This window comes from Streptomyces sp. CMB-StM0423 (assembly GCF_002847285.1).
GTDB lineage: Bacteria > Actinomycetota > Actinomycetes > Streptomycetales > Streptomycetaceae > Streptomyces.
In genome coordinates, this window is the sequence record NZ_CP025407.1 from 7936066 (window position 1) to 7948921 (window position 12856).

Sequence of the window (12856 nt, forward strand, 5' to 3'; positions counted from 1 at the left end):
GGCCCTGCATGACTACTGACCTTCTCGTCAGCACTACTCACGGCGTTCCTTCCCGAGTTGGCTGTCGCGCGGCGGAGGTCGCCGATGCTGACCATTGAAGATCTTCACGTGGGCTACGGCGGCGCCGGCCACGCCCTGTCCGGCCTGTCACTGCAGGTCAGCCCCGGTGAGGTGGTGGCGGTACTCGGCTCGAACGGTGCGGGGAAGACGACGCTGCTGCGGACGATCTCCCGTACTCTGCCCCGCGGCGGGCACGTCCGCGGCCGCGTCGAACTCGACGGTGCGCCGCTGCCGGGCAAGACGGAGGACGTGATGCGCTCCGGCGTCGTGCACGTACCCGAGGGCCGGCGCATCTTCCCGCTCACGGTCGCCGAGAACCTGCGGATCGGCGCTTTCAGCTCTCCCAAGGCGCTGCGGATGCAGCAGCGGAAGCTCGTGCTTGACCTCTTCCCCGAGCTGGAGGCCCGGATGGGCCAGCCGGGTTCCACGCTCTCCGGTGGTGAGCAGCAGATGCTCGCCATCGGGCGGGGGCTGATGTCCTGTCCGCGACTGCTGATGCTGGATGAGCCGACCCTGGGTCTGGCGCCACTGGTGATCGAGCGCATCGGCCGGGACCTGGAGAAGATCGCCGGGCAGGGCATCGCGGTCCTGCTGGTGGAGCAGAATCTCGCGCTGGTCGAGATCGCCACCTCCGGGCTGGTGCTGGAGACCGGCCGCGTGGTCGCTTCCGGCCCGGCAGAGCAACTGGCGCGCGACGAGCTGGCCGCCCGCTACCTCGGCGCCACCACCGGGAACCGCCCGGACGGTGAGGGAAAGGCGCGTACGGCCGACCGTACGCCTGCGGGCCCGCGGTCCACGGCTTCGCAACCCGCTGCCGCTGCCACGAAGGGTTCCGCGGAGAAGGGCGAGTTGCTGGTGCAGGCCGAGGCACTCACCCTGCGCTTCGGGGGAGTCACCGCGCTGCGCAAGGTGGATCTCGACGTGGGCCAGGGCACCGTGCACGCGATCATCGGCCCGAACGGGGCGGGGAAGACCACGCTGCTGAACGTCCTCAGCGGCATCCTCGCTCCGGACGAGGGAACGGTGCGGATCGGCGGCCGGGTTCTGCCGCACCGCCGACCGTATGCGGCGGCCGGGCTGGGGGTGGCGCGGGCCTTTCAGAACCTGGCTCTGTACGGGGATCGGTCGGTCGAGGACAACCTCCTGCTGGGCCGGCACCACCTGATGCGCGGCGGGCCGGTTGCCTTCGCCGCTGCGGTGGTGCGTACGCGCGCGGCACGGGCCGAGGAGCGGGCGCACCGCCGCAGGGTGCGGGAGCTGGCCGGGCAGTTGGGCATCGCGGCGCTGCTGGACCAGGACGTCGGGGAGTTGTCCTACGGCGACCGCAAGCGTGTGGAAGTCGCGCGGGCGGTGTGCATGGAGCGGCCGGTGCTGCTGCTGGACGAGCCGCTGGCCGGGATGAACAGGGAAGAAAAGCTCGAAGTGGCGGCCACGATCCGGTACTGCCATACGGAGCTGGGCTCCACGGTGGTCCTCGTCGACCACGACATGCACGTCGTGATGGATCTGGCCCAGACGGTCACCGTGCTGGATTTCGGCGTCCGGATCGCCCACGGCCCACCGGAGCAGGTCAGCGCCGATCCGGCGGTCATCGCCGCCTACCTCGGCACCGGCGACGAAACCGGGCAGCCCGGCCGGTCCGACGCACCCGGGCAGCGCCGCAGACAGGGAGCGGATGGACGGTCCCGTGCGGATGAGGAGGAGTGAGTGTGGATACGTTCCTCACGCACCTGGCCGGTGGCCTGGCCCTCGGTGCGATCTACGCGCTGCTGGCGCTGGGGCTGGTCGTGGTGTTCAAGGCCACCGGAGTGCTGAACTTCGCGCATCCCGGGATGGTCATGGCTGCCGGGCTGGTGACCTGGCAAGTCACCGACCTGCACGCCCCGTTCATGGTGTCGGTGCCGGCCGGTGTCTGCGCCGCGGCGGCCACCGGCGTGGTCCTGGAGCTCCTCACCTCCCGCGCGGTGGCGGCGCAGGCGGTGGTCACCGCGTCCATCATCACCCTGGGCGCGGGCATCATGCTGCAGGCTGAGATCAACCGGCGGCTGGGCTCACGGGTGCTCGACCTCGAAGACCCCTGGGGCTCGGGTGTGCTGGACATCGGCGGCCTGAGCATGGCGGAGAGCCGCGCGGTCGCGATCACCGTCACCCTGGTCGTGGTGGCGGCCTTGTTCACCTGGCTGCGGGTGTCCTCCTGGGGTATCGCGGCCCGGGCCGCGACCGAAGACCGCGAGACGGCCCGGCTGATGGCCATCCCGCTGCGGCGGATCACGCTGGCGGCCTGGGCGCTGGCCGGGCTGCTGGCCGCCGTCGCGGTGCTGTTCCTGACCGCCTTCCCCTCGCCGGGGCTGGATTCCACCACCGCCACGGTCGCGCTGCGCGCTCTGCCCGCCGCGATCATCGGGGGCCTTGATTCCCTGGAAGGCGCCGTCCTCGGGGGATTCCTGGTCGGGACCTGCGAGGTGCTCGCCCAGGGCTACCAGAGCCGGATCGACTTCCTCGGCCAGGGCTTCTACTCCGTCGTGCCGTACGTGCTGATGATGGCCCTCCTCCTGGCCCGGCCTGCGGGGCTGTTCGGCAGCCGGGAGGTGACCCGTGTCTGACGACCGCCCTGCGGGCGACGACAGGAGCACGAAGACCGCGACGACCAGTCCGGACACCGGCACCGGCCGGACGGAGACCGGGGAGGCGAAGACCCGGGGGCAAGAGACCGGGGGGCAGGGGAGCGGGGGCCCGGAGACGGGGCTGCGGCGGCCGGGGCGGCGGTCTGCTGCCGCGCGGGGGGCGGCCGCGGCCGGTGCCCTGGTGGTCGCCGCAGCCCTCCCGTTCTACCTGGACCATTTCTGGCTGCACCTCGGCCTGCTGGTCGCCGCTGCCGTGGTCGGCGCGCTCGGCCTGGATCTGCTGGTCGGCCACACCGGGCAGATCTCCCTGGCCCACCCGTTCTTCATCGCGATCGGCGGCTACGGGTATACCGCGCTCGCCTCCGACGGCACCGGTGAACTGGCCGGCGCCGGCTGGCCCACCGGGCCCGCCGCGCTCGGCGCCATCGTCCTGGCCGGCGTCGCCGGCGCCTGCTACGCCCCGATCTCCGCGCGCGTGCGGGGCATCTACCTGGCCGTCGCCTCGCTCGGGCTGGTCGTCCTGGGCCAGCACCTGCTGCTCAACCTCACCGACCTGACCGGCGGTTACGACGGCCGCGACGCCCCGCCGCTGAACCTCTTCGGGCTGGCCTTCGACGACGACGGCGGCGGCGATCTCCTGGGTGTGCCGTTCGGCCGCGTGGAGCGGCTGTGGTACGTCGCGCTGGCGGCGGCGGTCGCCGCGTACGCGCTGTACGCCTCGCTGCGCAACACCCGGCCCGGCCGCGCGCTGGCGGCCATCCGCGGCGGGGAGACCGCGGCCGCCGCCATGGGCGTCCACGTGCCCCGCTACAAGGCCGCGGCCTTCGCCATCGCCGCCGCCTACGCCGGCGCCGCCGGGGTTCTGCTCGCGCTCACCCTGCAGCGCCTGGTGCCCAGTTCGTACGAGGTGGAACTGGCCTTCTCGTACATGGCCATGATCGTCATCGGCGGGCTCGGCTCGCCTCTCGGCGCGGTCCTGGGCGCCGCGTTCGTGACCTCCCTGCCGATTCTGCTGCGTCACCACAGCGATCAACTGCCGCTGCTGGCCGCCGAAGGCTCCGGTGGCCTGAGCGCCGGGGTTGCCGCACAGATCCTCTACGGCGCCGCCGTGGTGGCCGTCCTCCTCTTCGCCCGAGGCGGCCTGGCCGGTGCCTGCCGTGCCGCGGTGCGCCCGCGCCGCCGCCCCACCGCCACGAAGGTAGGAATCCGATGAACCGTTCATTCCCCGCCGCCGTGGCCGTCTCCACCGCCGTGTCGCTGGTCCTGCTGGGCTGCTCGCCGAAGGCGTCGCAGTCCGCCGCGGCACCCGGCGTGGACGGCGACACCATCAGCCTCGGCGTACTGACCGACCTCTCCGGCGCGTTCGTCGCCGGCGGCACGGACACGCTGCGCGGCCTGCAACTGCAGTGGGACGAGATCAACGCCAAGGGCGGGGTGTGCGGGAGGAAGGTGGAGCTGGCCGTCGAGGACCACGGCTACAACACGGAGACCGCCGTGAGCCAGTACACCGAGATGGAGCCGAACGTCCTGGCCTTCCAGATGCTCCTGGGCTCACCCATGGTCAGCGCACTCACCCCCAGCATCGGCAAGGACGAGGTCCTCACCATCCCCTCCAGCTTCGCCGGCAACCTCCTGGAGAGCCCACTCATCGCGCTGACCGGCACCACCTACCGGCAGGAGATGTCCAACGCCGTCCACTGGCTTGAGGAGACCGGCAAGCTCAAGGGCGGCAAGAAGATCGGCCACATCTACCTCCAGGGCGAGTACGGCGAGGACGCGCTGGCCGGCACCGAGGACGCGGCCGCCGAGCTCGGTCTGGGGGAGGTGGCATCCCAGGTCGTCAAGGCGAGCGACAAGGACCTGACGGCGCAGGTCTCCGCGTTGCGCAGCAGCGGTGCCGACTACGTCATGCTGACCACCGCACCCACCCAGACCGCCTCGGCGGTCTCGGTCGCCAAGGCCCTCGACTACGACGCCGACTTCATCGGCTCGACCTTCACCTACGTGCCCTCCCTCCTGGACGGCAGCGCGAAAGGTCCGCTGGCCGAGCACTTCTACCAGACCTCGGCACTGGCGCCGCTGTCCAGCAGCCAGGAGGGTCCCGCCCGCATCCTGGAGGCGTTCGAGAACAGGTGGCCGGACCAGATGCCCAACCCGCCCGTCGTCCACGGCGCCGGCGCCGCGGAAGTGATGCGCACGGTCCTCAAGGCCACCTGCGCCGAAGGTGACCTGACCCGCGAGAACGTGGAGAACACCTACCGCGACCTCACCGGAGTCGACACCGGCGGACTGCTGCCCGCGCTGGACTTCACCGCCCGCGGCGAACCGCCCACCCATACCTCCTACCTGCTGCGCCCCGCCCCCGGGCAGCCCGGCGGGCTGCAACTCCTGACCGAGCTGCGCCCGAACCCCGGCACCCGGTGAACACGACCACGTGCGCAGGCCGGGGATGGCGACGGGCGGCTGCCGGCCGGTGCGCGAAGGCGGCCGTCCGTGGTGCTGCCGAGCTGATCCGTGGATCCGTGGGCGGACCGACCGAGGGAGGTCACATGGGAAGGGACCGGCGGCAAGCGGCGGCTTCGGACGCGGTGGGGGTCTCGCTGCCCCGCCTGGACGCGGTACCCAAGGTCACCGGCACCGCCGAGTACGGCGTGGACGTGGCACCGCCGGGGGTGCTGACCGCACGGGTGCTGACGTCTCCGCTCCCGGCCGCTCGTATCCGCCGGCTGGACACGAGCAGGGCCCGGCGGGTGCCGGGGGTCAGGGCGGCGGTCACCGGCGCCGACTGGCCGCGCCGGCACGGCCCGTTCGTCCGTGACCAGCCCGCGATCGCCGTCGATCAGGTGCGGCACTACGGGGAGGTGGTGGCCGCGGTCGCCGCCGAGACCGAGGAGGCGGCCGCGGAAGCGGTCGAGCAGATCGAGGTCGAGTACGAGCCGCTGCCGGCCCTCCTCACCCCCGATGAGGCCCTCGCCGACGATGCCCGGCCCATCCACCCCGACTGGCGGCACTACGAGCTGACCGGGGCGCTGGGTCTCCGCTTCGACCCGCACGGCAACAGCCCCTTCCGCTTCCGGCTTCGCGCCGGCGATGCCGAGGCCGGGCTGGCCGCCGCCGACGTCGTCGTCGAGGACACCTACACCACGTCCTTCGTGCAGCACGCACACCTGGAACCGCACGCGGTCGTGGCCCGGTTCGACTCGGCCGGGGCGCTGACGGTCTGGCAGGCCACGCCCGGCCCGCACACCCTGCGCGCGATGCTCGCCGAGCTGTGCGACCTGCCGCTGAACAAGGTGACCGTGCGGGTGCCGTACGTGGGCGGCGCCTTCGGCGCGAAGATGTACCTGCGCGCCCTCAACCCTGCCGCCGTGCTGCTGGCCCGTTGCGTGCCCGGCCGCCCGGTGCGGCTCGTCTTCACCCGTGCCCAGGAGTTCACCTCGGCGACCGGACGGATGCCGATGCGGATCCGCATGCGCACAGGCGCCCGCCGCGACGGCACGCTGACCGTGCGGGAGGTCACCATCGTCGGCGAGCAGGGTGCCTACGCCGACGCAGGGCCCCTGATCCTGCGCAACTGCGGCTACGGCTCACCCGGTCCCTACCGGATCCCGCACGTACGCGTCGACGCCCGCCTGGCGTACACCAATCGGCTGCCTGCCGGGGCGATGCGGGGTCTGGGCACACCGCAGACCTGCTGGGCCGGCGAGCAGCAGATCGACACGCTCGCCGCCGAACTGGGCATCGGCCCGCTGGAGTTGCGCCGGCGCAACCTGCTGCGCGACGGGGACGTGTCGGCGACAGGAGAGGTGATGCGGGACGTGGGCGCCCGGGCATGCCTGGACGCGGTCGCCGCCCGCACCGAGCCCACCCCCCGGCCCGGTGGGGGCGCGGCGGGTGTGCAGCGCGCCACCGGGTACGCGCTGGCGTGGAAGTCGGCGCTGGCCCCCGCGGTGTCCTTCGCGACGGTGCGGCTGCTGCACGACGGCAGCGCGGAGGTCGCCTGCGCGGCCATCGACAACGGACAGGGCGCCCGCACCACGATGGCGCAGATCGCCGCGGCGGCGCTGTCGCTGCCACCCGGGCGGATCCACCTGGCCGGCACCGACACCTCCTCCCCGTCCTTCGACCGCGGCTCGACCGCCTCGCGTACGACCTTCGCGGTGGGCGGTGCGGTGCAGGCGGCCGCCCAGTCCGTGGCAGGCCAGCTCCGGGCCATCGCCGCCGCCGAGCTCCGCGCCACCGAGGAGGAAGTGGTCATGGCCCAGGGCACCATCAGCGCCCGGGGCCGGCACCTGTCCTACGCCGCGCTCCTCACCCAGCACTTCCAAGGGCCGGGTGAGTTGCTCGGGCACGGCCGGACCGGGCACGGCACCACCACACCGATCGATCCGCACACCGGCCGCTCGACACGACCGACACCGTTCTGGTCCTACGCGGCGGCCGCGGTCACCACCGGGGTCGATACCGTCACCGGGCGGATCACCTCCGCCGGGCTGACCGTCGCGGTCGACGCCGGCAGAGCGGTCAACCCCCTGGCATGCGAGCAGCAGGTCATCGGCGCGGCCCTCCAGGGCTGGGGGATGGCCACCACCGAACGGGTCGACTTCTCCACCGGACGCCCGGACGTGGTGGGGCTGGGCGAGTACCGCATCCCCGCCATGACCGGCGCCCCCGGCATCGAGGCCGTGGTGGTGGAGACCCCCACTGCCGACGGCCCGGCCGGCGGTGCCCGCGGGATCGGTGAGATCGGTCTGGTGCCCGTACCCGCCGCACTCGGCAACGCGCTGCACGCCGCCACCGGCACGCGTCACACCGCACTGCCCCTTCCCGCCCACCTGGTTCCCGAGCGCCCCCCGCCGGCCGAGCACCCGCCCGCGGGCGCGGCCGGGCCGCTGATCGTCAACGGGCAGGAACTGGCGGAGATCCCTTCGGGAACGTCGCTGCTTCGCCTGCTGCGAGAGCGGCTCGCACTGACCGGGACGAAGGCCGGCTGCGACGCCGAAGGCGTGTGCGGAACGTGCACCGTACTGCTGGACGGGCAGCCGATCCGCGCCTGCCGCACCCCGGCCGCCCGCACCGCCGGCACGGTCCGCACCGTCGAGGACCTCGCCCGCCACGGAGAGCTGAGCCGGCTGCAACAGGCGTTCGTCGAGCACGGCGCGGTCCAGTGCGGCTACTGCGCCCCGGGAATGCTCATGGCCGCCACCGCACTGCTGGAGCACACCCCCCGTCCCAGCCGGGACCAGGTACGCCGCCACCTGGCGGGCAACCTGTGCCGCTGCGGCGCCTACACGCACATCGTCGACGCGGTCCTCGCCGCCGCCGGCACCCCCTCCCCACCGGCCACGGAGGGATCCGACGGACAACCCGGCTCCACCCGACAAGACGAGGAGTCTCCATGACGGCGGACAACGCGCCCGCGGGCTCGGCCAACGGGCCGACGGGCCCGGACACATGGGCGCTGACCGGTGTCACCGCCCTGCTGGGAGAGGAGCTGACACCGACACGCCAGGCCACGATCGTCATCACCGACGGGCGGATCACCGCTGCCGGACACCTGCACGACCCCGGCCCCGCGGTGCCGCGCCTGCACCGGCCCGACCTGCTGGTCACCCCCGGCTTCCTCAACGGCCACACCCACATCGGCGACGCCGCCTTCGCCGAAGCCGGCTTCCGCACCGAGGGCGTGGACCTGCTCTACGCACCCGACGGGCAGCGCTGGCAGCTCATGGCCCGGGCGACCGACGAGCAGCTCGTCACCGGCATGCGCCAGGCGATGCAGACCATGATCCGCTGCGGAGTGGTCGCCTTCGAGGACTTCCGCGAGCAGGGCCGGCACGGTGTCGACCTGCTGCGTCAGGCCGCCCGCGGCCTGCCCATCCGGGCCCTGGCGCTGGGCCGTCACGCCGACCTGCCGTTCACCACAGAGCAGTTGCAGGCGAACACCGGCGGGCTCAGTGAGGAAGCCCAGGCCGAGATCCGCGACATCCTCGACATCGCGGACGGGTTCAGCGTCGTCTCGCCCAACCAGCTCACCGACACCGCCCTGGCCCAGACCGCCGACCTCGTCCGCGCCGCAGGCAAGCGGCTCGCCGCGCACGTCAGCGAGCGGGACGCGGACCGGCAGACCTCCCTGGCCCGTACCGGCCGCAGCGACATCGCCCGCGCGATCGAGATCCTGCGCCCCGACTACCTCGTGCACGCCACCGCCGCCACCCCCGAAGAACTGCGCGCCGCCGCCCGGGCGGGCATGGCGATCGTGATGTGCCCGCGGTCCCACGCCGGCCTCGGCTTCGGGGTCCCTCCCTACCTCGGCGCGGTAGCCGCCGGGGTGAACGTCGCGCTGGGCACCGACAACGTCATGACAACCACCCCCTCCCCGCACGAGGAGGCGAACTTCCTCGTCAAAGCCGAACGGTGGCGTACCGGAACAGTGCGCCACCCCGGCCCCGGCCGGCTCCTGGCCGCCATGACCGTGAACGCCGCCCAGGCGCTGGGAGCAACGGATCTCGGCTCGCTCAGCGTCGGCAGGGCCGCGACTTTCGTCGCCTTCGACACGGCCTCGCCCAACCTCGCGGCCTCGGTGGCCAACGACCCGGCCGCGGCGCTGGTCAACCGCGCCACCGCCGGGGACATCGCCGCGGTGGTCTTCGGCGGCCGCACCGTCGTCGGAACCCTCGACCGGCCCACGCTGCCGGCCACGCGCCCCGGGCCTGCACCGGCACAGCCGTACGGCCCTTCCTAGGAAGCCGCACGCGCGCCACCCCGCCAGTCACCGTCCGCCCCTGAGGCCCTGACCAACCTGATGGAGCTCCCGTGCGACTTCTCATCTCCGGCGGCACGCTGATCGCCGACGGCGCCACCCACCCCGCCGACATCCTCTGCGAGAACGGCAGCATCGCCGCCCTCACCGCCCACGGCACGGACCACGGCCCCGTCGACGAGGTCATCGACGCCACCGGCCTGCTGGTCTTCCCCGGGCTCATCGACCCCCACGTGCACTCCCGCGACCCCGGACAAACCGACAAGGAGACCTTCGCCGATTCCACCCGCGCCGCGGCATGCAGCGGCATCACCACGATGCTGGAGATGCCCAACGCCCTCCCTCCGGTCACCGACAGCGCCGTCTTCGCCGAACGCGCCGGGCAGCACGCCGAGGTCGCCGCCTGCGACTTCGGCCTCTGGGCGCTCTCCCTCGGCGGGGACAACCTGGAAGCCCTGCCCGGCCTGTTCGCCGCGGGCGCCGTCGGGGTCAAGATCTTCTGGGGCTACGGCCTGGACCGGGCCACCAAACGCCTCGTCTACAACACGTCCGACCTCCCGGCAGAACAGGTAATCCCCCCGCCCGGAATCACCGAGGTGTGGGAGGTCCTGGCCCGCGCCGCCGCCGCCGGAGCCCTGGTGGCCGCGCACTGCGAGGACCCCGGCGTCCTCGCCTACGCCGGCCGGCACACCGCCGCCGTCACCACCTACCAGGATCTCCTCGACGCCCGGCCCGTGGAGGCGGAATCCACCGCCATCGCCCAGGCCGTCGAGGCCGCCCGGCGTATCGGCGGCCGCTTCCACGTCCTGCACGTGGCCACCGCCCGCGGCATCGAGCTGGTACGCCGTGCCCGTGCCGACGGCATCCCCGTCACCGCGGAGACCTGCCCCCACTACCTCTTCCTCACCCAGGACGACGCCGCACTCCACACCGGCACGAAGGTCTACCCGCCCATCCGCTCCCGGCACGACCGCGACGCGCTGTGGCAGGCGCTGCGAGACGGCACCCTTACCTCCCTCTCCTCCGACCACGCCCCCCACGCCCCGGCCGATAAACAACTACCCCTGGCCACCCAGCCGGCCGGAATGCACGGCGTCGAGACCCTGGTACCGCTGATGCTCGACGCCATGACCCGCGGCCACCTCACCCCCCAGCGCCTGGCCCATGTACTGTCCACCGCCACCGCCGAGCTGTACGCGCTGCCCGGCAAGGGCCGCATCCGTCCCGGATACGACGCCGACTTCACCCTCGTCGACCCCGAAGCGACCTTCACCATCGACCAGCAGCGGCTGCACACCCGCCACCCGCTCAGCGTCTTCCACGGCCACCGGGGCCGCGGCGTGGCAACGGCCTCCGTGCTCCGCGGCCGGCAGCTCATGAAGGACGGCGAGCTGCTGCCCGACGCGCCACGCGGCACCCTCGTACGCTCCCGCCCCACCGCTCCCGCGGCCGTACCCGCATCGCGCGAGCACGCAGGCCCCGTACACCCCGGCGACCCCGTGAGTGAGGAAGCCCGGTCATGAGGGAGCCCACGACCATCGCGGTCCTGGCCACCGGCGGCACCATCTCCGCCGTCGCCGATGCCCGCCGCCGCCACGGCGGCGGCCTGTCCGCGACGGACCTGATCGCCGGCCACAGCAGTTCCGGGACCCGGCTGCGGCCCATCGAAGTGCACCACATCCCGGGGCGGGCGATGACCCCGCCGCACATGCTCACCCTCGCCCGGAAGGTCGAACAGGCCGCCGCCGAATGCGACGGCATCGTTGTCCTCCACGGCACCGACACCCTGGAGGAGACCGTCTACGCCCTGGCGGTCATGACCGACGTCCCGGTGCCGGTCGTCGTCACCGGTGCCATGCGGCTCCCGGCACAGCCAGGCGACGACGGACCGGGAAACCTCGCCGCCGCCATCGCCGTGGCCCGCGACCCGAAGCTGGCCGGGGCCGGTCCCGTCGTCGTCTTCGGCGACGAGGTACACCTGGCCCGCTGGGTCACCAAGGCCCACACCAGCAGGCCCGCCGCCTTCGCCTCCCCGGACGGCGGCCCGGCCGGCCAGATCCACGAAGGCCGCCTCCTGCTGCACCGCACCGCCCACCGCGAGTCCGACTACCTCGGCATGCCAGAGCCCGGCCGCCTCGCCGGCACGCGCGTGCCGCTGGTCACCGTCTACGCCGGGATCGACGGCGACACCGTCGAACGCGCCGCGGACGGCGCGGCCGGACTGCTCATCGCCGGAACCGGCGGCGGCCACACCCCGCCGGGCGTCGCCGACACCCTCGCCGGCCTCGTCACCGCCGGCACACCCGTCGTACTCGCCTCCCGCTGCCCCTCCGGACCCCTCCTCCAGGACACCTACGGCGACAAGGGCGGCGAAGGCCACCTGAGATCAGTGGGAGTGATACCGGTCGGACACCTGCCCGCCCTCAAGGCGCGATTGCGGCTGCAGATCGCGCTTGCCCTGGGACACACTCCACGTAAGGCATTCCCCGTCGCTCCCGCCTGAACAGGACACGCCACACATGCACGACAACAAGCCCACCCCGCCGTCCAAGGCAGATCAGGTGTACGAGGCGCTCCTCGAACAGATCGGCACCGGCACCCTCGCGCCCGGCGTGCGCCTGAGCGAACGGGAGATGGTCGAGCGCTACGGAGCCAGCAGGACGACCGTACGCGCGGCCGCCGCCCGCCTGATCCACGAAGGGCTCCTGGAACGCACCACCCGGGGCATGCTGATCCAGGAACGGCCGCGCGAGCAGATCCTCCAGGTCTACGACGCCTGGGCCCTCCTGGAGGCCGCCGCGACCGAACAGGCCGCCCAGGCCGCAACCGCGGCGGACCTGAAGGAACTCGAACGGCTGCTGGCCAGCCACCGCCGGCACGGCGGCGGCCAGGGCCACCGGCCCGACCTGCACCTGAAGTTCCACGAAGCGCTGTGGGAAGCGTCCCACAACCCGGTGCTGGTCGGGCTCCTGCTCAGCCTCAACACCCGCCTGCTGCAGGTCGCCACCTCCACCCTCGCCCAGCCCGGACGGTGGCAGGTCGCCCTCGACGAGCACGGCAAGATCCTCACCGAACTACGCGCCGGCCGCGGCCCCGAAGCCGCCGACCTGGCCCGCGACCACATCCTCAGCGCACGAGAGGCCCGCCTGGAGATGTGGCGCGACGAACACCACCGGCCATAACCCCCCACCACCCGCCCGCCCCTGCCGGCGGGTGCTCGGACGCTTCGGCGTCAGGGGTGGCTTGCTGCATCCGCGGAGGTCACCGCCGCACGAGGTGCCGCCCGCACCCGGACCCCCGGTTCCCCGGCGGCCCGCCGACCGGACGCTAGGTGTTCTGTCCGGGGAGGTTGTGGACGGGTGGGCGAGGTCTCGGCTGTGGGATCTTGAAGAGGTGAGGGCCTTCCTGT

The 12856-nt window shown here is 73.0% G+C and carries 9 protein-coding genes; all 9 read left to right on the plus strand.

Annotated features, from left to right (window positions below; translation table 11 throughout):
* Nucleotides 1–84: 84 nt before the first annotated feature.
* Nucleotides 85–1767, plus strand: a complete 1683-nt coding sequence (locus CXR04_RS36740) for an ATP-binding cassette domain-containing protein (protein ID WP_101426059.1) — start codon at nt 85–87, stop codon at nt 1765–1767.
* A 2-nt stretch (nt 1768–1769) separates the two neighbouring features.
* Nucleotides 1770–2663 (plus strand): branched-chain amino acid ABC transporter permease, encoded by an 894-nt coding sequence (locus tag CXR04_RS34235; protein WP_159072427.1) that lies wholly within the window; start codon nt 1770–1772, stop codon nt 2661–2663.
* Nucleotides 2656–3897: a branched-chain amino acid ABC transporter permease gene (locus tag CXR04_RS34240; protein WP_234380648.1), complete on the plus strand. Its 1242-nt coding sequence runs from the start codon at nt 2656–2658 to the stop codon at nt 3895–3897. Before CXR04_RS34235 ends, CXR04_RS34240 begins: the two co-directional genes overlap by 8 nt.
* Complete coding sequence (locus tag CXR04_RS34245; protein WP_101426061.1) at nt 3894–5108, plus strand: ABC transporter substrate-binding protein; 1215 nt, start codon at nt 3894–3896, stop codon at nt 5106–5108. The genes CXR04_RS34240 and CXR04_RS34245 overlap by 4 nt, the downstream gene beginning before the upstream one ends.
* A 125-nt stretch (nt 5109–5233) precedes the next feature.
* A complete protein-coding gene (locus CXR04_RS34250) occupies nt 5234–8086 on the plus strand; it encodes a molybdopterin cofactor-binding domain-containing protein (protein ID WP_101426062.1) in 2853 nt (950 codons plus the stop codon).
* Nucleotides 8083–9429 (plus strand): amidohydrolase family protein, encoded by a 1347-nt coding sequence (locus tag CXR04_RS34255; protein ID WP_101426063.1) that lies wholly within the window; start codon nt 8083–8085, stop codon nt 9427–9429. Before CXR04_RS34250 ends, CXR04_RS34255 begins: the two co-directional genes overlap by 4 nt.
* Nucleotides 9430–9500: 71 nt before the next feature.
* Nucleotides 9501–10970 (plus strand): dihydroorotase, encoded by a 1470-nt coding sequence (locus tag CXR04_RS34260; RefSeq protein WP_101426064.1) that lies wholly within the window; start codon nt 9501–9503, stop codon nt 10968–10970.
* Nucleotides 10967–11950 carry an asparaginase gene (locus tag CXR04_RS34265; protein ID WP_101426065.1) on the plus strand — a complete coding sequence of 328 codons (984 nt, stop codon included), beginning with the start codon at nt 10967–10969 and terminating at the stop codon, nt 11948–11950. Before CXR04_RS34260 ends, CXR04_RS34265 begins: the two co-directional genes overlap by 4 nt.
* Before the next feature lie 16 nt (nt 11951–11966).
* Nucleotides 11967–12629: a GntR family transcriptional regulator gene (locus CXR04_RS34270; RefSeq protein WP_101426066.1), complete on the plus strand. Its 663-nt coding sequence runs from the start codon at nt 11967–11969 to the stop codon at nt 12627–12629.
* Nucleotides 12630–12856 lie beyond the last annotated feature (227 nt).